Origin of the sequence: Paenirhizobium cremeum, assembly GCF_022884085.1 — a bacterium.
GTDB lineage: Bacteria > Pseudomonadota > Alphaproteobacteria > Rhizobiales > Rhizobiaceae > Allorhizobium > Allorhizobium cremeum.
In genome coordinates, this window is record NZ_JAGGCS010000017.1 from 45,004 (window position 1) to 65,150 (window position 20,147).

The 20,147-nt window shown below is 63.0% G+C and carries 12 protein-coding genes and 1 tRNA gene; 10 read left to right on the plus strand and 3 right to left on the minus strand.

Annotated features, from left to right (window positions below):
- Positions 1-172 precede the first annotated feature (172 nt).
- The gene (locus J5N58_RS22950; protein WP_244713290.1) at positions 173-1,747 is read right to left on the minus strand and encodes an ABC transporter permease; all 1,575 of its coding nucleotides are present in this window, start codon (positions 1,745-1,747) and stop codon (positions 173-175) included.
- 344 nt (positions 1,748-2,091) lie between these two features.
- Between J5N58_RS22950 and J5N58_RS22955 the strand changes: the two genes are divergently transcribed.
- From J5N58_RS22955 to J5N58_RS22965, 3 genes are all read left to right on the plus strand, one after another.
- Positions 2,092-3,063: a helix-turn-helix transcriptional regulator gene (locus J5N58_RS22955; RefSeq protein ID WP_244713248.1), complete on the plus strand. Its 972-nt coding sequence runs from the start codon at positions 2,092-2,094 to the stop codon at positions 3,061-3,063.
- A 274-nt stretch (positions 3,064-3,337) separates the two neighbouring features.
- The gene (locus tag J5N58_RS22960; RefSeq protein ID WP_244713250.1) at positions 3,338-5,470 is read left to right on the plus strand and encodes an autotransporter domain-containing protein; all 2,133 of its coding nucleotides are present in this window, start codon (positions 3,338-3,340) and stop codon (positions 5,468-5,470) included.
- A 181-nt stretch (positions 5,471-5,651) separates the two neighbouring features.
- Complete coding sequence (locus tag J5N58_RS22965) at positions 5,652-6,083, plus strand: hypothetical protein (RefSeq protein ID WP_113442101.1); 432 nt, start codon at positions 5,652-5,654, stop codon at positions 6,081-6,083.
- Between the two features lie 240 nt (positions 6,084-6,323).
- Here the strand turns inward: J5N58_RS22965 and J5N58_RS22970 are convergent, their stop codons facing one another.
- Positions 6,324-10,049, minus strand: a complete 3,726-nt coding sequence (locus J5N58_RS22970; protein ID WP_244713292.1) for a PAS domain-containing sensor histidine kinase — start codon at positions 10,047-10,049, stop codon at positions 6,324-6,326.
- A 239-nt stretch (positions 10,050-10,288) separates the two neighbouring features.
- Between J5N58_RS22970 and J5N58_RS22975 the strand changes: the two genes are divergently transcribed.
- The 4 genes from J5N58_RS22975 (at position 10,289) to J5N58_RS22990 (ending at position 14,819) form a co-directional block, all read left to right on the plus strand.
- Positions 10,289-10,738: a phasin gene (locus J5N58_RS22975; protein ID WP_112828382.1), complete on the plus strand. Its 450-nt coding sequence runs from the start codon at positions 10,289-10,291 to the stop codon at positions 10,736-10,738.
- Between the two features lie 136 nt (positions 10,739-10,874).
- A tRNA-His gene (locus J5N58_RS22980) sits at positions 10,875-10,951 on the plus strand.
- Positions 10,952-11,131: 180 nt separating this feature from the next.
- Positions 11,132-13,471: a heavy metal translocating P-type ATPase gene (locus J5N58_RS22985; RefSeq protein ID WP_244713298.1), complete on the plus strand. Its 2,340-nt coding sequence runs from the start codon at positions 11,132-11,134 to the stop codon at positions 13,469-13,471.
- A gap of 247 nt (positions 13,472-13,718) precedes the next feature.
- Entirely contained in the window at positions 13,719-14,819 is a 1,101-nt protein-coding gene (locus J5N58_RS22990; RefSeq protein ID WP_244713258.1) for a L,D-transpeptidase family protein, read from the plus strand.
- Positions 14,820-14,834: 15 nt separating this feature from the next.
- On the opposite strand, the gene J5N58_RS22995 is transcribed toward J5N58_RS22990, so the two are convergent.
- Positions 14,835-15,764, minus strand: coding sequence for a LysR family transcriptional regulator (locus J5N58_RS22995; RefSeq protein ID WP_113339712.1), 930 nt, complete (start codon positions 15,762-15,764; stop codon positions 14,835-14,837).
- Between the two features lie 106 nt (positions 15,765-15,870).
- Between J5N58_RS22995 and hglS the strand changes: the two genes are divergently transcribed.
- From hglS to J5N58_RS23010, 3 genes are read left to right on the plus strand one after another with little or no spacing between them, the layout of a single operon-like run.
- Positions 15,871-17,271, plus strand: coding sequence for a 2-oxoadipate dioxygenase/decarboxylase HglS (gene hglS / locus J5N58_RS23000; protein ID WP_113339713.1), 1,401 nt, complete (start codon positions 15,871-15,873; stop codon positions 17,269-17,271).
- A gap of 10 nt (positions 17,272-17,281) precedes the next feature.
- Positions 17,282-18,703 carry an FAD-binding oxidoreductase gene (locus J5N58_RS23005; protein WP_244713265.1) on the plus strand — a complete coding sequence of 474 codons (1,422 nt, stop codon included), beginning with the start codon at positions 17,282-17,284 and terminating at the stop codon, positions 18,701-18,703.
- Positions 18,704-18,759: 56 nt separating this feature from the next.
- A complete protein-coding gene (locus J5N58_RS23010; RefSeq protein WP_244713272.1) occupies positions 18,760-19,992 on the plus strand; it encodes a pyridoxal phosphate-dependent aminotransferase in 1,233 nt (410 codons plus the stop codon).
- The last annotated feature ends 155 nt before the right edge of the window (positions 19,993-20,147 follow it).

The following is a 20,147-nucleotide window of genomic DNA, read 5'->3' on the forward strand; positions in this document are numbered from 1 at the left end:
GGCCTTTGTCATAGCTAGGGCAACTTGGGTGCACACGATGAGCGTGTGTTTGCGAACCTTTCGGTTCCGATAAAACATGATGTTGTGATCGACTCGACTCCAGTTGAACAGCATAACTTCAGGGCGGTCTCGACCGCCCTTTTTTCTTGTCCGGATGGCCTGGGATTGTCCGTCAGCGGCTCTTGTCGAGCGAGCGCGACACCATGATGACCGGAATGAGCCCGGCGAGAATGATGATGATCGCGGCGACCGAGGCGTCCTGCACCTTGGAGCGGGATGCGTCCTCATAGACGAGGGTTGCGAGCGTGTTGAAGTTGAAGGGACGCAGCAGGATGGTTGCGGACAGCTCCTTCAGGGTTTCGATGAAGACGAGCAGCGCTGCCGTCAGGACCGCCGGACGCATATTGGGCAGCAGCACCTCGCGAAAGGTCTGAAAGCCGTTCCGCCCGAGCGTGCGGGAAGCCATGTCTAGATGTGGCGAAAGCTTGTGGAAGCCGGCATCGATGGTGCCTTCCGCCATCGTCAGGAAGCGGACGGTCGCGGCGTAGACGATGGCGAAGCCGGTGCCGGAAAGCAGAAGCCCGGTCGAGACCCCGAGATATGTGCGCATCGCACCGTCGAGAAGATTGTCGAGCGCTGCCAATGGCATGAGGACGCCGATGCCGAGCACGGTACCGGGAACGCCGTAACCGAGAGAGGCTACGCGGCTTGCCACTGAAATCGCCGGCGAGCGATGCGAACGGGCCGCATAGGCGAGCACGAAGGCGAGGACGACGGTCGCGACCGCAGCCGAGGACGAGATCATCGCCGAATGGCCGAGCGCTTTCAGCAGGCGCGGTTCCGCGAAGTTTTCCAGGCGCCGCAGGGCAAAGCCCGCGAGTACGGCGAAAGGAATGGCAAAGCCCACCAGCACGGGCAGAAGGCAGAAGAGCGTCGCTCCCCATTTGCGGAAACCCCGCAGATGAAGCCGGACAGCGTCCGTGACGATGGCCGTCGTCTTGTGGCTGGAAAAGCGCTGCTGCCGGCGCGCCCATCGCTCGAGCGCCAGGAGGCCGACCACGAAAACCAGCATGATGCAGGCGATCTGTGCTGCCCCCGACAGGCTGCCGCGGTTGAGCCAGGTATCGTAGATCGAGAAGGTCAACGTATTGACGCCCAGATATTCGACCGCACCGATGTCGTTCAGCGTTTCCATCATCACCAGCGTCAGGCCGACCATGATCGCGGGGCGGGCCATCGGGATCTGCACCTTGGCGAAGACCCGGAAGGGGCCGGCGCCCAGCGTGCGGGCGACATCGGCCGCCGCCCGTCCCTGCATCATGAACATCGAGCGACACGAGAGATACACGTAAGGATAGAGAACGGCGGACATTACCAGAACGGCACCACCGAGCGAGCGGATGTCGGGAAAACTGTAGTCGCGGACGGAATGGAAACCGAACAGCGCCCGGTAGGTGCTCTGCACCGGACCGGTGAAATCGAGGAATTCGCCGAAGGCATAGGCCGCGAGATAGGAAGGCATGGCGAGCGGCAGCACAAGGGCGGAGGAGAGGACGCGGCGCAATGGGAATTCGCAGGTTGCCACCAGCCATGCGCTGACGATGCCCACAATCGCGGCCGCGGCGCCAGTCGCTGCGAGCAGCCAGAGGGTGCGCAGGCCTGCCCGTGGCACGACGTTCGTCAACATGTGCTCCCAGTTGCCGCCATCGCCGGTAAACCCGATCACGAAAATGGCCGCGACCGGCATGGCCACCAGGGCCGATACGATGATGGCGGCCAACGCTATGGCGCCGGGCCTTCGCTGCACGAGAGAGTGTTTCGCAAGAGGCGCTGCGGGCGCATCCGTGGGCAAGTTGTGCGTCTCCGGTCAGGTTCGATTTCTCGGACGGGCATGGATTCCAAGGTCCGTTTGCCCCATGATCTAGCGGAAACCGGCGCGGAAGGGAACGGGTCGACAAGGCGGATTGCCGGGTTATGGTGCAAGGCCGTTGTCGCAAAAATGCATCCGCATGGTTGACAGTCTGCCAGCCTTCATAAAATATATATGCATCATGCATATTATTGTTTTTGAATTGCAGCGGGAATATTCGAATGGATGAAATGGCGTGGATAGCCGAGACCGCGGCCACGAGGGACGCGCTGAATTTCGATTCCGAGGGGCGCATAGCATTCGATGATGGGCCGTTTTCCGGCTTCATCGAGCGCCTGCCTGTGCGCCCCGGTATCGCGCTCTACCGTGTCGAGGGCATGTCTTCCCACGCCTGGCAGCTGAGAGCCCAGGGCGATGCTCCGGCCGGCAACCTCGTTTTCGGCGCCATGCTCGATGGCGCAGGCGCGATCGAGGCCAAGGGCAATCCGCGGCAGAGCTGGAAGGGGGCGGGACGTTCCTTCGTGCTCAGCCTTGCCGAGCGGGAGATCGTCTATCATCTGGAGGCCGGCAAGCAGTGGCGCGCCGTCACGCTGATGCTGGAGCCGGACGCGCTCGAGAATCTGGCGGCCCGCAACGGTCTGCCGCCGCTGATCCGCGACGCCCTGCAGGATGGCCAGTTGCCCATCCTGCACATGTTCGAGATCAACCGCGCCGTGATGCGCGCCGCCCACGACCTGCTGCAGCCGCCCTATCGCGGCAACATGGCGACGCTCTGGCGCGAGAGCAAGGCGCTCGAACTGCTGACGCATCAGTTCGACCGGTTGGGCGAAAGCGCCGTTGTCCAGCCCTCCATCACGCCGCGCGATCTTGCCCGCGTGCGCGAGGCGCATCACCTGCTGATGTCGGACCTGCGCACGCCGCCGAGCCTTGATGAGCTTGCCGCGTTGGTGCGGCTTGCGCCCCGCAGGCTCAATCAGGGTTTCCGCCATGTCTACGGCATGACGGTTTTCGAGGCGCTTCTGGACGCCCGCATGAAGACGGCGCACAGGATGATCTCTGAGAAGCGGGATATTCCCTTGAAACATCTCGCCTGGATGGTCGGATATAACCAGCTGTCGAACTTCATCAGCGCCTATCGCCGCCGCTTTGGAGTGCCGCCCGGCCAGCACCGCCGCGAAAGTGAAGCGGACTGAGATCTGGAGTGCAACTGAAGCAACGGGACCATGCCGCGCCAGCATTGCTGGCGCGGCATGGTCCTTTTTTGCGTTTTTACCGTCTGGACAAAAAAGTTATGCGGCTCTGCAAATGCTTATGCATGGCTGTTCCCCGCGTTGATAGCTCGGACGACCTGCGGCCAATAGGTCCGAAACCTTGAAGTAACTATCGCAGGTGTTCGGAGACGGAAGCATGGGGCAAACGCGGACAAGCTATAAGATACGGCGGCTGGCACGCAGCAGGAAGATCTGGATGGCCGGGTTGTTGGGATCGACGGCGCTCGTCATGCCGACGCCGGCTCATTCCGAAGGATTCTTCCAAAATATCCGCGAACTGCCCTCTGCTATCACCTGGCACAGCGCGGTGGCTGTCAGCGGCAATGGCAGATATGTCGTTGGCGAAGGCTATACTGCGGATTCCGGTTACCGGTCGTTTCTCTACGATGCGACGACAGGAACTCTGCAGGACATCGGCCAGATCATCGAAAATCACCAGACGCTCGGCTACGACGTATCGGACAATGGCGCCGTCGTCGGCTCATTTCTGGATGCCGATGCCGATGATTTTGCTTTCCGTTGGACGTCGGGCGGAGGGTTCGAGAAGCTCGGCACTTTCGCGGGCATCGATGCCGGCGGGATTTCGTCTGCGAGCGGCGTATCGAGAGACGGCAAGCGCATCGTCGGCTGGGCGAGCTCGACGGAAATCCACTCCGACGTCAGGGCCTTTGTATGGGTCGAGGGTGCGACGACCGGGCTGGATGCCAACCCGCAGATGTTCAAGCTGGGCGGCCGGGCGCCCGATGCCCTGACGCTGGGCGACGATATCAGCGGCAACGGCATGTTCGCCGTTGGATGGGGCGAGGGCGCGGGAGGGGCGACCTTTCACGCCATCCGATGGAATCTCGCAAACCTCATTGCGGACGGCACGGCCAGTGCCGAAGACCTGGGCGTTCTCGGAGGCAGTTATTCGCGGGCAACCGGTGTCAGCGACAACGGGGTGGTCGTCGGATGGTCCACGCTCTCCACCCCCTATGGTGTCCATGCCTTTCGTTGGACAGAGAATGGCACGGGCGGGCCAGGGAGCAATCCGCAGATGGAGGATCTCGGCACGCTGGGCGGTACCTCCAGTGAGGCGCTGGCTGTCAACAAGGACGGCAGCATCATCGTCGGCACGTCGGATGACGATGAAACCTATCTGGAGCACGCCTTCCGCTGGACCCGCGAGACGGGCATGATCTACGTCAGCGACTGGCTGTTGCAGGCCGGCGTGGATGTCGGCGGCCATATTCTGTCGGAAGCAACCGGTGTTTCTGACAATGGCTCGGTCATCGTCGGCATGATGAGGGACGATGACAACCCCTCAGGCGAGAGCCCCTTCATCGCCCGTGTGCCTGTGCCGGAATCCGATCCGGGCCCCGGAGGCGAACCGGGCCCGACGCCGCCGCCCGGCGTGATGAACGTCAACGAATACAACAGGACGCTCTACGATGCGGGCTATGCCGGCTGGGCCGGCCGGATGGTGGCCAATGTGCCGTTGAACGGCGCCCATCACCGTCCGCTTATGAACTACCCGACGCAGCAAGGCGGTGTCTGCGGCTGGACCAACGGCGACATCGCCCATTACGACGACGGGCGGGACACCGGAGTTTCGCTGGCGGAAGCCGGCCTTTGCGGCGATCTGCTCGACGGCACCATGCGGATCGGTCTTGGCGGTGGCGTGCTGCGCTCACAGCAGGATCTCTTGAACAACGGCGACGCTGAACTTAACGGGCAGTATGCCATCGGTGAAATGAACTGGCGCCCGGATGGCATGCCGGTGCTATTCTCCCTGACGGGCCTTTACGGCGGCTGGGACGCTGATATCAAGCGCGGCTATTCCAACGGCGCCGCCATGGCCTATTCGGACGGCGACACCGACATGCGCAGCGGTGTGCTGCGTCTGCGTGCCGATTGGCAGGATGCCTTCAGCCTGGCTTCAACCGGCTTCTCGCCATATCTCGCCTACACCTGGGGCCGCACGACGGTAGATGGCTACACCGAAACCGGCGGGCCCTTCCCCAGCGCCTTCGACAAGCAGGTCGTTACTACCAATGAAATACGCCTCGGCCTGGCCTCCCGCACGGAACTGACCTCTGCGGTTACCCTTCGCGGTTCGATGGAACTCGTGCATGCGACAGGAGATGCCCCGCGGGCGCAGGGTCAGGTCGTCGGTCTCTACGGCTTCGATTTCGGCGGCGGCTCATTCGCCGAGACCTGGGTTCGCGCCGGCGCCGATATCGACCTGAAGGTAACCGAAAACGCCGTGATTTCGCTGTCGGGCCATGCGGCGACGGAAGGTTTGGATGCGCAGATTTCGGGGGCTGCCCGCTTCCAGGTCCTGTTCTGATTCCCCACCCCGGGTGGGCCGGGAGTGCTTCCGTTGGCGCTTCCGGTCCGAGGCCCGCGGTTCAGTTTCTGCAGAATCCTGTCTCATCAAGGAGGAAAGACATGCCTGCATTCATTCTTGCCATGCTGCTGCGATGCCTCGAATTTCGTAGCACGCGCCGGTCGCGCATCCGGAGGCGATCTTGAGAAGGAGCGCCGTCGTTCTTCTGCTTGCCTGCGTCGCGGGCTGCAGTCAGACGCAATCTGCCGGCGGCGATCCGGCAGCGATCGAGCCAGCGACCCTCAATCGGCCCGCCGCCAAACAGGCCAAGCCCAAGCCGTCGGAGATGCCGTCCGCTTCAAGACAGATGGCGCAAACCGCCAATCCCCCAACGGGGCGTGAGGCCGATTGCGAGGCTGCCCTGAAGCGAGAGATGAATTCGGCGATGGCGGGCAACATGCTTGGTATGGCCGGTGGATTCGTTGGTTTTGGTGGGCGCGGAGGTGCCATCGCTTCCCAGGTCGCATCCACGGCGGGCGGCATGATCGCCCAGCAGCAACAGGCGAAAGCGCGGCAAGCGCTTGAGCGGGATTGCTACGGATCTTCCGTGGCGGCCGATCCGGAAATGTGGTGACCCGGCAAGCCGGAACATATTGCAGCAGGTTCAAGTCGTCTGCGGCGGCAGTGGGTATCAGATAGCGGCGTAACCCACGTTCATTGCCGCGCAATGACGGCGAAGGTGGAGTGGCGGGCACGGGCTTCCTCCCGGCCCCGGCGGAGCCCGCCGCTCCACATCCATTTCAGCGGAAGACCGGAAGTTGCGTCATGGCGCTTCCCCGAAACCCAGGTCGCTGGACATCGGGAAGCGGTGTTCTCAGCCGGCGAGGACGCGCGGCGACGGGAAGCTGATCTCGACCAGCGTACCCTCGTTCGGTGCCGAGGATATCGAGAAGTTCGCGCGGTTGGCGTCGACCATGGCCTTGGTGAGCGGCAGGCCGAGACCGGTGCCGTCGCCGCGATTGCGCGCGCCGGCGGAAACCTGGCGGAAAGGCTTCATGGCCTGTTCCAGCTCCGACCGGGTCATGCCTATGCCGGTATCGCGGATCCGCAGCACCACGCTGCCGTTCGCCTCATAGGCCGTCGATACGATGATCTGGCCGCCGGACGGGGTGAAGCGGATGGCATTCGCCAGGATGTTGAGAACGATCTGCTTGATCGAGCGCAGGTCGGCGACCACGTTCGGCACCGATTGCGAAAGCGCCGTGCGGATGATGACCCGCTGGCTGTTGGCCTGGGGCTGGACGATCGCCACCGCCGCCGAAACCGTCTCGTTGAGACCGACGGCGGTGAAGTCGAGATCCATCTCGCCAGCCTCGATCTTGGAGATGTCGAGAAGGTCGTTGACGATGTCGAGCACATGCCGGCCGGAACGGACGATGTCGTTGGCATATTCGTTGTAGCGCGGATGGCCGACCGGGCCGAAATGCTCGTTGGCCATCATGTCGGCGAAACCGATGATCGCGTTAAGGGGCGTGCGGATCTCATGGCTGACGCGCGCCAGGAAGTCGGTCTTGTGGGCGCTCGCTGTCTCGGCGGCGCGCTTGGCGCTGCGCAGGTCTTCTTCCGTCCGCTTCCACTGGGTGATGTCGCGGATCACAGCGCAATAGCCGTTGGAACTCGTGAGACGACCGATGGTCATGAAGAGCGGCAGGAAGCCGCCGGACGCCTCGCGGCCGATCACTTCGCGGCCGTCATTCAGCACGCTTGCAACCCCATGGCCTGAGAGACCGCCGAGATAGTCGAGGATGGACTTCTGGCTCTCATGGGCAAAGAGCATGACGAAGGGCTTTCCGCGGGTCTCCTCCTCGTCATAATTGAAGAGGGCGCTTGCCGCCCGGTTCATCGAGCGGATATCGCCATCCGCGCCGAGGATCACCACGCCGTCGGTCGCGGTTTCGAGGATAGAGCGGAGTTCGTCGACTTCGACCTGCAGGTGGGCGAGATGTTCGGCCACCGCCTGCTGGCCTTGCGGCTGCTCGGCGGCCATCGGTTCAACCGGTTCCCGGCCTCCACTTTCCGCCGCCGACGGCACCAGCGCCAGCATCAGCGCGCTGGCATCGTCGAATTTCACCGATTGCAGCCGTGCCGTCACCGGAACCAGCCGGTCGTCGGCGCGGACCACGACCACCTGTCCGGCCTCGTCGCCTGCCTGTTCGAGATCCTGTCGCTGGATCAGCGCATCGAGACCGCCGGTCGCATTCAACTCGTCGAGTGAAGCATAGCCGGTGAGGTTCAGGAATTCCGGATTGGCGTGAATGAGCCGGTCGCCGACATGGACAAGCAGCGCGACCGGCATCAGGTCGATGATGTCACCCGTCAGGCTGTTGTCGCGCTTCAACCGTACGACGGACGCTTCCTTCGCCGGCTGCGGCACTTCGATGGAGGGTTCGTCCCTGGATTCGGGCAACGATGTCAGGGGCTCGGAGACAGACGAAACGGCTTCGGCGGACTTTGCGGCCGGCGTTTCCGTGCTCGCCGCTTCGGTCTCTGCCGTGGCGGCGGCAGGGGCGCCATCCCGGCGGAGCCTGAGGCCGAGCGGATCGAGCTTGCGGGCGATTTCCTCGAAGGCAGCCTGTTCTCCGGCCGTGAGCCCGTCGCGCTCCCGGCTGCGGCGCTCCTCAAGCTGCACCACCTTGTCCGAATGGCGTCGGTTGGGCGTTTCCGAAATCTGCAGCGCCGGCGGTTCGTGCGCGGGCGTTTCAAGAGCCGGAGCCGGCTGCTCGGGTTCCGGAGGCAACGTCTCGCCGGCGGGCTCTTCCGGTACCGCAAACAGGTCTGCGGTCTCGTATGCCGGCTCTTCGGTGACATCGGTCAGGGTGTCCTCGATCACGGAGACCTCAGGCTCTTCCGCAAGCTTGGCCGTTTCGTTCGCGGCTGGAACGATGTCGTCCGGCACGGTGTCGTCGCTCTGTCCGGCGGTTTCTCCGGTCGCAGGCACAACAGGGCTCTCCATCCCGTCTTCGGCTTCCGGCAGATCCCTCTCGGCGCTCTCGACGAAGGTCAGCCCTGTGCGGTTGGGGTCCTCGACGGCGTCAGCGAAGCGCACGATGCCGAAACCGCGGAAACCGTCGAAATCGCGGCTGCGCGTATAGGTCGGAAGCGCGGCCAGATCGACCGGCACCATGAGGGTCGTGCCCTGGATCGGCCAGTGGATCGTTTTGCCGGACCAGGTGTCGCGCTTCTTCAGGAGTTCGGCGATCTTGCCGTCCGGGTCGAGATTGAAGAGGGCTGCGAGATCGGTAAAGGCGACGCCGTTGATATCGGCTGCCCGCGGACCGACCGCCTGGGCGAATTCGTCCGATACGTCGCAGAAGCGTCCCTCGGCGTCGATCTTCCAGACGAAACGCACCGCCCGCCGGGAAGGCGAGAAGACGAAGCCGCGATCCGCAGGTGTTTCCACAGGCTCACCGGCTAGGGTCTCTGCGGCCGTGATAGTCTCAACGCGCTGAGCGGAAGCGGCAGGTGTCGACGCCGATTGCGGCTCATCCACGTCAGGCTTCGCGACGTCCTCCGGTTGGGCAATCTCCTCGGCAGACGCATGGACTTCCAGCACGTCATCCGCGGGCTGGCTGTCGTCGTCTGTCGGTTGCATAGCCTCCGCCTCGAAATCCTCGGAGGAGTCGATGGTTTCTTCCGCCAGTTCCTCGGCGCTTTCCTCGATTTCCTCGATGTCTCCGAGGGCCTCGACAACGTCGGCGAACGCGCCGGCGGAGGGCGGGATCTCGGTGGACTGCGGGATCTCGCCGGCAGCGGGCTTGGCCTCGGTCACCACCTCCGGCACGGCCTCGCTGAGAGGCTGGGGTGCTTCCTGCGTTACGGCAACGATCTCCGCTTCGGCCTCATCGTCATCGAAATCGTCGGTCGGGTCCATGGTGCCGAGGATGGTCTCGACCACGAAAAGCAGATGAAGCGCCGGATCGTCGGAGAGCTTGCCGATCGCCGCCGGCAGATAGCCGCGTCCGGTCGGGGTCGGCCGCTTGACGAGGTGGTGGGGGTCGGCGCCAACAAGGTTGACCAGCATGCGGGCCGTATGCGGCGTGACACCGAGTTCGGCGAAATGCGCGGATGCCGCGACCACCGCTCCCTCGCCGTCGAGCACGGCCATGTGGGTATCCGGATCGTCGAAGCCGGCGAGCATGTCGGTAGCGCGTTGGGTTGCCGTTGAAGTCTTTCCGGCAAGCGGGACGGCCAGCAGTACGACCGGCTCGCCCCTGCGCAGTTCCAGCATTTCGACAGAGGCCGAAACAGGGACGCGCTGGAAGCCGGAGGCGACACGCATCAGCAGCGGGCGGCTGTCGCCGACTTTCGAAAGCTGCCGGGCGACGGCTTCAAGCTGCCGGAAGGTCACGTCATTGCGGGCGGGACCATCCTCGATGAAGTCATAGATCGAGGCATTGCCGAAGAAGCGCGCGCCGGCGCCGTTCGCCCACAGCACCTTGTCGAGCGCTGGCGCAAACACCACCAGGGCTTCCCCCCGGGCGAAGCGGGCTCGGATGCTCTCGTGGACTGCGACGTCGATGAACGGATACTGGGCGGGCATCGTGAGACCTGTCTTAGCAATTGCCGGCATGCACTGCAAATTAACAGATTTTTAATACCTAGGCAGGGCCTTTCGGTCCAGCGAACGCCATCGCTTTCGGCCAATACGGTTAACGGCACGCGGCGAAATTGTATATTGCATCGCACAAACATATTGCAGTGCACAATATGACGTGTTATATAAGGATTATGGAATGAATTCGAGCCCGTAAACGGGCCTCAAAACAGAGGATCACTCAAATGGCTGCTACTACTCCCAAGGACGTCTTTTCCTTCTCCGCCTTCGACCCTTCCAAGTTCTCGGAAAGCTTCCGCGACTTCGCTGAAAAGGGCGCCACCCAGTCGAAGGAAGCCTTCGCCAAGATGAAGGCTGCCGCCGAGGAAGCGTCGAAGACCGTCGAGACCACTGTGCAGTCGGCCCAGGCCGGCACCGTCGAACTCGGCCTCAAGGCCATCGACGCGCTCCGCACCAATGCCGACATGTCGCTTTCCCACATGGAAGCGCTGCTGGGCGTGAAGTCGGTCGCCGAACTCGTCGAACTGCAGACCTCCTTCATCCGCAAGCAGGCCGAAGTCACGGTCGAGCAGGCCAAGGCTATGCAGGAAGCCGCAAAGAAGGTTGCCGAAACCGTCGCCAAGCCGGGCAAGGAAGCCGTCGAGAAGGTCGTATCCACCTTCAAGGCCGCCTGAGGCTCCGGAATTTTCCCATCGGAAACCCAAGGGGTCGGGTCATGCCCGACCCCTTTTGCTTTTGCTGCAGAAAGGGCTTGAAAAAAAAGCCGAGTACCCGTATGTGACCCCTCACGACGCTTCGCGCGTCAGATGTGCGGTTGTAGCTCAGTTGGTTAGAGCGCAGGTTTGTGGCACCTGAGGTCGTAGGTTCGATTCCCACCAACCGTACCATTTCTTTCCCCCATCGTCATATCCCTGCGACCCGATGCCGGCGCTTGTCCGGTTTGCTTTCTGTCGGCGCCCGCCCGCTGCATGCTGCCCCGTTTTTTCCATGAAATATCTCACAAACGCCTCTTGCACCTCTAGTGACTAGAGGTCCTACAACGTGCCTCACAGGAATGAGGTACGATGATGAGCAATGCAAAGCAGACCCGCTTCAAGATAGAAGGCATGGATTGCGCTTCCTGCGCTTCCAAGATCGATACGGCCGTGCGCCGAATGCCGGGTGTCTCCGATGTCTCCGTCTCCGTGACGCGAGCGATGATGACGGTCAGCCACGACGCGACCAGCGACATCGAGGCCATCGGCCGGAAGGTGAAGGGGCTAGGTTATCCCGCAACGCCAATCCCTGCGACCGAGGAAAAATTCGTCGTGCACGATCACGGCCCTTCCTGCTCGCATGACCATGGCCACACCCACACCCACACCCATGACGATGACCATGACCATGACCATGCCAGTTGCGGCCACGATCATGGCCATCATCATGACCACGATCATGAGGGACACGACCATGAAAAAACCGGCGGCGATCATGAGCGCAGGGGCAACGCTTCCCCGGCCACGAGCGGCATTGAGGGCCTGCACGGACACGACCACGGCCCTTCGGATGGTCCGTGGTGGCGCAGTGGCAAGGGCCGACTGACGATCTTCGCCGGGCTTGCGTTGGTTGCCGCCTATGCAGCCGGCCTGATTTTCCCTGAAGTCGAGGCCTATGCCTTCATCCTGGCGATGCTGGTGGGTCTGCTGCCGATTGCTCGCCGCGCCGTAATGGCGGCGCTTGCCGGAACGCCTTTCTCTATCGAGATGCTGATGACCGTCGCTGCCGTCGGCGCGTTGATTATCAATGCGACCGAGGAGGCGGCGGCTGTCGTTTTCCTCTTCCTCGTCGGCGAACTGCTGGAAGGCGTTGCCGCCGGCAGGGCGCGCGCCAGCATCAATGCGCTGACCGAACTCGTGCCGAAGACCGCGTTGCTGGAGGAAAACGGCAAGACCCGTGAAGTCCCCGCCGAATCGCTCGGCGTCGGCTCGGTCATCCTCGTTCGCCCCGGCGACCGCATTTCCGCCGACGGCCTTATCCTCTCGGGCGAAAGCCCGATCGACGAAGCTCCGGTGACCGGCGAGAGCGTGCCCGTGCGCAAGGGTGTCGATGACAGCGTCTTTGCCGGCACCGTCAATGGCGATGCGGCGCTGAGGGTCCGCGTGACCGCGGCGGCCGCCGACAACACCATCGCCCGCGTGGTCAGGCTGGTCGAGGAAGCCCAGGAATCGAAGGCTCCGACCGAACGCTTCATCGACCGCTTCTCGCGTTACTATACTCCGGGTGTCGTGGTGGTCGCGGCGCTGGTCGCCATTCTGCCGCCGCTTTTTGCCGGTGCCGATTGGAATGAATGGATCTACAAGGGCCTCGCCATCCTGTTGATCGGCTGCCCCTGTGCGCTGGTGATTTCCACGCCTGCCGCGATTGCCGCATCGCTTTCCGCCGGCGCCCGCCGCGGCCTGTTGATGAAGGGTGGCGCGGTTCTGGAAGGTCTCGGCCGGCTGACGGCCGTGGCCCTGGACAAGACCGGCACGCTCACCGAGGGCAAGCCGAAGGTGACCGACGTCGTGGCTATCGGCAGGTCCGCCGCTGAAGTGATCCGACTGGCCGCCGCTCTCGAAGTGGGTTCGAGCCATCCTCTCGCGCTTGCCGTGCTGGAAAGGGCGATAGCCGATGATGTCGACATTCCTCCGGCCTCCGATGCCAAGGCCTATGGCGGCAAGGGGGTTTCCGCCACGGTCGATGGCGTGGAAATCTTCTTCGGTTCGCCGAAGGCGGCAGCCGAAATGGTGACCATTCCGGATGAGCAGTTGCAGGCGATCTCGACCCTTAACGACGAAGGCAAGACCGTTTCGGCACTTGTCAACGGCGGCGAGCTCATCGGCCTCGTCGCCATGCGCGACGAACCGCGGGCGGATGCGGTCGAGGGGCTGAAGGCGCTGGCCGACGCCGGCGTCAAGACGATCATGCTGACCGGCGACAATCGGCGCACCGCGAATGCCATCGGCGCCGAGCTCGGCATCGACGTCCGCGCCGAACTGATGCCCGAGGACAAACAGCGCATCGTCGGCGAGCTGCAGAAGGAAGGCTTCGTGGTCGGCAAGGTCGGAGACGGCATCAACGATGCCCCGGCGCTTGCGGCGGCCAATGTCGGTATCGCCATGGGCGGTGGCACCGATGTCGCGCTTGAGACCGCGGATGCGGCGATCCTGCACGGCCGTGTCGGCGATGTCGCGAAGATGGTGGCGCTGTCGAAGCGGACGATGAAGAATATCGTCCAGAACATCGCCATTTCGCTCGGTCTGAAGGCGGTCTTCCTAGTGACGACGATCCTCGGTATAACGGGTTTGTGGCCGGCGATCCTGGCCGATACGGGAGCAACCGTGCTGGTGACGATGAACGCCCTGCGTCTGCTGCGTCCGATCCGCTGACGACGGAAACGCATCGGGGCCGATCTGACGGATATGTGATCGGCTCCGGCCATGCTTGCAGAAACAGGCACTTGCGCATGCTGCGGCGGCAGGTTTTAGATCCTGTCCACGCATGTCGGGCGGGACGGCGTCGCTGGTTAACGGGCAATTAATCCAACTGTACGACCCTTGCCCGGAGTGACATCCGTATCGCGGTCGTCCGGTCTTCGATCGGTCCGATGCTGCAAACGGCTTTCATTGGATAGTGATGATGTTATCGACTGCTTCATTCCATTTCCCCGTCGCGGCCCTCAAAAGGGTGGCGGTGAAGTCGGCCGTGGCCGCCACGGTCGCAGTCCTGCTGTCCGGCTGCATGGCGGATGGTCTCGACGATCTGTCGAAATCCGCGCCTCAGCTTTCGAGCAAGACGATTGCCGAAATGAAGAAGAAGAAGATGTCGCCGACAAGCCCCGTTCTGGTGCGCATCTTCAAGCAGGAAAGCGAGTTGGAAGTCTGGAAGGTCGATACCAGCGGCCAGTATGCCTTGTTCAAGACCTATCCGATGTGCCGTTGGTCGGGGAAACTCGGGCCGAAGATGACGAGCGGCGACCGTCAGGCGCCGGAGGGTTTCTACCATGTCTCCGCCGGCATGCTGAACCCGAATTCCCAGTATTACGCGTCCTTCAACCTCGGCTATCCCAACAGGCTTGAATCGGCGCTCGGCTATACCGGGGATGCCCTGATGGTGCATGGGGCCTGTTCCTCTGCCGGCTGCTATGCGATGACCGACCAGGGTGTCGGCGAGATCTATGCCATCGTGCAGAAGGCGCTGGCCGGCGGGCAGGAGCGTTTCCAGGTGCAGGCCTATCCCTTCCGCATGACGGCGGAGAACATGGCGCTGCACAGGGATGATCCCAGCATGCCGTTCTGGCGCACGCTGAAGGAAGGCTATGACAGCTTCGAATTTACCCGGCGGCAGCCCAAGGTTTCCGCCTGTGGCCGGCGCTATGTCTTCAATACGGAATTCGAAGGCGGCGAACCGAGCGATCCGCTGGCCGCCTGTCCGCCGGCAATCTCGACTGCCGATCCGGGGCTGATGGCCAGGCTTGAAGCGGAGAACAAAAAGGTCGAGATCGCCATGACTTCGGCGAAATCATCAGCCGTCTTCGCCTATGTGGACGGCGGCATGCATCCGAGCTTCCGCGCACTTCTCAAGAAGAACGGCGCGAACAAGATGGCGGCCAGCATTTCGAGCATCAAGTATCCGGTGAGCCGTCCGGATGCGGCGCTTGCCGATCCCTATGCCGGTCCCTCGATGTGGAAGCCTGCGGCAAAACCGGAAGAAGCGAGCGCTACGCCCGACCGCTGACCGCCTTGGCCTGGTTCAGGTCGGGCCGTCGCCCGGCGAGCCCCTTTCGATGTTATTGACCTGTTCAAGCATCCAGTTGCAGAAGTCGAGGCTTGCCGGCTTCTTCATCCGTCCCTCCGGCAATACGAGGAAATAGGCGTTGTCTGTCTTCATCGGGCGGTCGATGACGATCCTGAGGCGTCCGTCGGCGAGTTCCTGCTCGATCAGGTAGCGGGGCACGAGCGCATAGCCGAGGCCGGCGACCGCGGCCTCGATAATCATGGCGAACTGGTCGAAGCGATTGCCGCGATAGGGGCTTTCCAGTTCGATGTCATTGGCGAGCGACCATTCCGCCCAGAGTTTCGGCCGGGTGGCGAGATGAAGCAGCGGCCGGTGGCGCAGGTGCCTGAGATCGTCGTCCCCGATACCTTCGAGCATGGCGGGGCTGGCCACCGGAACGATCCACTCGCTGCACAGGAAGTGGCAGGTGGCCCGCGCCCAGACCGGCTGGCCGTAGTGGATGGCGATATCGAAGTCCTCTTCCTCGAAGTCGAAGGGGGAGGACCGAGATTCGATGTTCAGGCTCTTGCCGGGATAGCGCCTTGCGAAATCCGAGAGCCGCGGAATGAGCCAGCGGCTGCCGAAGGTCGGGAGTGTGGCGATGGAAAGCTGATGCTCCGATTGCGCCGACGCCATGGCTCTCAGCATCATTTCCTCGGTCTGCTGCAGGATCTTGCGCACCTGCGGCAGCAGGCGCTGGCCGTCGCTGGAAAGTACCACCCGCTGGCGCACCCGGTCGAACAGCAGGAGCCCGAGCTGTGTTTCGAGATCCTTGACCTGCCGGCTCACCGCGCTTTGGGTCAGGTTCAACTCATTGGCGGCCTGGGTTACGCTGCCATGGCGGGCAACGCATTCGAAGGCCTGCAGCGTGGTGGCGTCGGGGATGGTGCGGCGGCTCAGAGTCATTCGGTTTTCGCATCAAGTCATTGACATTCGTCAGCATCATTTGGAATTCCGTGAGGGTATAAGCCATTTTACGAATGATCCAGCCGTATTTCGTGGAGCAGCCCAAATGACCCAGCCCGCTTTCGTTTCGAGCGATGACATCCGCTCGATGTTTTCCGCCGCCATGTCCGCCATGTACCGCAACGAGGTCCCGGCCTATGGCACGCTGATGGAACTGGTGGCCAAGGTCAATGACGAGACGCTCGCCGCCGATCCGAAGCTGAAGGCGCGTCTGGAAGAAACCGATAGCCTCGACCGCATTTCCGAGGAGCGGCACGGTGCGATCCGTCTCGGCACGCCGGCGGAGCTTGCCATGATGCGCCGGGTCTTCGCCGTCATGGGCATGTATCCGGTCGGCTATTACGACCTGTCGACGGCCGGCGTTCCTGTCCATTCGACCGCGTTTCGCCCGGTCGGCGATGCGAGCCTCAAGAAGAACCCCTTCCGCGTCTTCACCTCGCTCCTGCGGCTCGACCTGATCGCCGACGAAAAGCTTCGCGTCGAGGCTGAGGCAACGCTTGCCACGCGGCAGATCTTCACGCGCGGCGTCATCGAGCTGACGGAAAAGGCGGAGACACAGGGCGGCCTCGACCGTGCTGACGCAGAGCGGTTCGTCTCGGAAGCGCTCGAAACCTTCCGCTGGCACGACAAGGCGCGCGTCAGTGCCGAAATGTATGACCGCCTTCACGCCGCCCATCGCCTCATTGCCGACGTCGTTTCCTTCAAGGGGCCGCACATCAACCACCTGACGCCGCGCACGCTCGATATCGATCTCGTGCAGGCCCGCATGCCGGAATACGGCATCGCGCCGAAGGCTGTCGTCGAGGGGCCGCCAACCCGAAAATGCGCGATCTTGCTGCGCCAGACCTCGTTCAAGGCTCTCAACGAGCCGGTTCTGTTCGAAGGCGAGGCCGGCGAGTGGAAGGAAGGCTCGCACACCGCCCGCTTCGGCGAGATCGAGCAGCGCGGCATTGCGCTCACCCCGAAGGGCCGTGCGCTCTACGACGACCTGTTGAACGCCTCCCGCAAGATCGTGCGCCCGGCTGCCGACGGTTCGAATGCCGCCGAATACGAAAAGGCGCTTGCCGAAGCCTTCGTGCCGTTCCCCGACGCCTGGGAAGCGATCCGCGCCGAAGGGCTCGGTTACTTTGCCTATTCGCTGACGGAAAAGGGCCGCAAGGCCAAGGCGGACGCCTCCGCCACCCTCGACAGCCTGATTGCGGATGGCCTCGTGCAGTTCGACCCGATTGTCTACGAAGACTTCCTGCCGGTCAGCGCTGCGGGTATCTTCCAGTCCAACCTCGGTGACGACGCGACCCAGGATTTCGTGGCGAGCCCGAACCAGCAGCGTTTCGAAACCGATCTCGGCGCCAAGGTGCTGAACGAGTTCGACCATTACGCAGGCATCGAGCAGGCGTCGATCGACGATTGCCGCCGCGCTCTCTCGGCCCTGCAGGCAGCGGAGTAAAAGCAAGACGATGATCGACCGGGAGCATGTTTCGGCGCTTGAGAAGATCCTTGGCGAGAAAGGTGTCGTCAGCGATCCCGCCGCCATGCTGGCCTACCAGACCGGCGCGCGGTACGACGAGGGCGTCGCCGCCCTGGTGCTTCGACCGGCAAGCACGGAAGAGGTCTCTGCGGTCGTTGCCTATTGCGTGAAAAACGGCATCGCGCTGATCCCGCAATCCGGCAATACCGGCCTCGTCTCGGGGTCGACGCCGGATAGTTCGGGCACGCAGGCTGTTCTGAGCCTCGACCGGATGGTGCAGCGCTTCGATCTCGATCTCGACAATCGCTCGCTGACCCTCGATGCCGGCTTCCGGCTTTCGGACGTCAACCAGCGGCTGGAGCAGCATGGCCTGTTCTTCCCGATTGATCTCGGCGCGGATCCCCGCATCGGCGGAATGTTGTCGACCAATACGGGCGGCTCCCGCTTCCTGAAATACGGCGATGTCAGGCGCAACACGCTCGGCGTGAAGGTCGTGCTGGCCGACGGGGCAGGCACTATTCTCGACCTCAACTGCGACCTGCGCAAGAACAATACCGGCGTGGACTGGAAACAGGTCTTTATCGGCACATCAGGCGCTTTCGGCATCATCACCGAATGCGTGCTGAACCTCGAAGCGCTGCCAAGGCAGGTCGCGACCGCCTATCTCGTGCCGGCAAGCGGCGCGCAGGTCATGCCGTTGCTGCGGGCGATGGAGCAGCGGCTCGGCGCCTATCTCTCAGCCTTCGAAGGCATGTCGAAAAACGCGGTCGCCGCCGCCCTCGATCATGTGCCGTCGCTGCGCAACCCCTTCCAGGGCGGCGTCATCCCGGACTATGTGATCCTGTGCGAGATATCCCGCACCTGGGAGCCGCGCGAGGGCGAGCAGTCGCTGGACGCCGTTCTCGAAACGGTTCTCGCCGAAATCTGGGAAAGCGACGATGAGCCGCTCGCCGACGCCTTTGTCGGCCCGGCGCATGAGATGTGGGCGCTTCGCCATGCGCTGTCGGAGGGCGTCAAGCATTCCGGCAAGCTGATCGCTTTCGACCTCTCCTTCCGCCGCGGCGACATCATGGCCTTCTGCGACCGCATGAAGGCCATGATGCCCTCCGCCTTCCCGGAGGTGACAATCTGCGATTTCGGCCATATCGGCGACGGCGGCGTGCACTTCAATCTCGTCGTGCCGAAGGACGGTTCCGCCGCGACCGACAAGAAATTCGAGACGCGGCTGCGTGACTGGGTCTTCACCATCGCAGTCGGCGATTTCGCCGGTAGCTTCAGCGCCGAACACGCAATCGGCCGCAAGAACCAGAGCTACTACGATCTCTACACGGACGCAAAGATCAAGGACATGGCGGCAGGGCTGAAAGCCCTGACATCGCCGGGCAGCCTCGGCACGGTCCGTTTCGGTTAGCTCACAGGATCAATGAATGCCCGCAAGGGCGGCTATCAGGTAACGAGGACTGTGCAATGAGCATCAACACCAGGGTCGAGGAGGCGGCATTCCAGCCGGCTTCGCGTATTTCGTCCATCGGCGTTTCGGAAATCCTGAAGATCGGCGCCAAGGCTCAAAGCCTGAAGCGCGAAGGTAGGCCGGTCATCATCCTCGGAGCCGGCGAGCCGGATTTCGATACGCCCGACCATATCAAGGAAGCCGCCTGGAAGGCCATGCAGGCCGGCCAGACCAAGTACACCGCTCTCGACGGCACGCCGGAACTGAAGGCGGCGATCCGCGACAAGTTCAGCCGTGAGAACGGCATCGACTACGCGCTGGACGAGATCACGGTCGCGACCGGCGCCAAGCAGATCCTCTTCAACGCGCTGATGGCGACGCTCAACCCGGGTGACGAGGTTGTCATCCCGACACCTTACTGGACATCCTATTCCGATATCGTGCAGATCGCCGAGGGCAAGCCGGTGTTGATCGCCTGCGATGCCGAGGCCGGTTTTCGTCTCAAGGCCGAACAGTTGGAAGCGGCGATCACGCCGAAGACCCGCTGGCTGATCCTGAATTCGCCGTCGAACCCGTCGGGCGCGGCCTATCGCGAGGAGGATTACCGGCCGCTGCTCGATGTCCTGTTGCGCCATCCGCATGTCTGGCTGCTGGTCGACGACATGTACGAACACATCGTCTACGACGATTTCCGCTTCGTCACCCCGGCTGCCATCGAACCGCGCCTGAAGAACCGCATCCTCACCGTCAACGGCGTGTCCAAGGCCTATGCCATGACCGGCTGGCGCATCGGTTATGCCGGCGGCCCGCGCGATCTCATCAAGGCGATGGCCGTGGTGCAGAGCCAGGCGACATCCTGCCCGTCCTCGGTCAGCCAGGCGGCAAGCGTTGCGGCGCTGAACGGCCCACAGGATTTCCTTGCCGAGCGCAAGGCGAGCTTCCAGCGTCGCCGCAACCTCGTGGTCGCCGGCCTGAACGCCGTCGAAGGGCTGGATTGCCGGGTGCCGGAAGGCGCCTTCTACACCTTCTCCGGCTGCGACGGCATTCTCGGCAAGACCACGCCGGGCGGCAAGCTGATCGCAACCGACGCCGATTTCTGCGCCTATCTGCTGGAAGACGCCAATGTCGCGGTGGTGCCGGGTTCTGCCTTCGGTCTCTCGCCCTTCTTCCGTATTTCCTATGCGAGCGCGGAAAGCGAACTTGTCGAGGCGCTGAAGCGTATTGCGGAGGCGTGCGCAAGATTGCGCTAACGCCGAACAAGGGCCTGCCGTTGCGGCAGGCCTTAGGGCGCCGACGAAGTGAAGCTACCGGTTCCGGTGGGCGTAAGTCATCCTTCCGTCATGCCTGTGCTTGTCACAGGCATCCAGCGACCCGACGTCGGTCGGGTCAAAAGACCTTTCAGCCC

What these genes read in the sequence shown, in the direction of transcription:
- J5N58_RS22950 (WP_244713290.1), bottom strand. Translation starts at nt 1,747, where the DNA reads ATGCCGGTCGCGGCCATTTTCGTGATCGGGTTTACCGGCGATGGCGGC.
- J5N58_RS22955 (WP_244713248.1), top strand. Translation starts at nt 2,092, where the DNA reads ATGGATGAAATGGCGTGGATAGCCGAGACCGCGGCCACGAGGGACGCG.
- J5N58_RS22960 (WP_244713250.1), top strand. Translation starts at nt 3,338, where the DNA reads ATGGCCGGGTTGTTGGGATCGACGGCGCTCGTCATGCCGACGCCGGCT.
- J5N58_RS22970 (WP_244713292.1), bottom strand. Translation starts at nt 10,049, where the DNA reads ATGCCCGCCCAGTATCCGTTCATCGACGTCGCAGTCCACGAGAGCATC.
- J5N58_RS22975 (WP_112828382.1), top strand. Translation starts at nt 10,289, where the DNA reads ATGGCTGCTACTACTCCCAAGGACGTCTTTTCCTTCTCCGCCTTCGAC.
- J5N58_RS22985 (WP_244713298.1), top strand. Translation starts at nt 11,132, where the DNA reads ATGAGCAATGCAAAGCAGACCCGCTTCAAGATAGAAGGCATGGATTGC.
- J5N58_RS22990 (WP_244713258.1), top strand. Translation starts at nt 13,719, where the DNA reads ATGATGTTATCGACTGCTTCATTCCATTTCCCCGTCGCGGCCCTCAAA.
- J5N58_RS22995 (WP_113339712.1), bottom strand. Translation starts at nt 15,764, where the DNA reads ATGACTCTGAGCCGCCGCACCATCCCCGACGCCACCACGCTGCAGGCC.
- hglS (WP_113339713.1), top strand. Translation starts at nt 15,871, where the DNA reads ATGACCCAGCCCGCTTTCGTTTCGAGCGATGACATCCGCTCGATGTTT.
- J5N58_RS23005 (WP_244713265.1), top strand. Translation starts at nt 17,282, where the DNA reads ATGATCGACCGGGAGCATGTTTCGGCGCTTGAGAAGATCCTTGGCGAG.
- J5N58_RS23010 (WP_244713272.1), top strand. Translation starts at nt 18,760, where the DNA reads ATGAGCATCAACACCAGGGTCGAGGAGGCGGCATTCCAGCCGGCTTCG.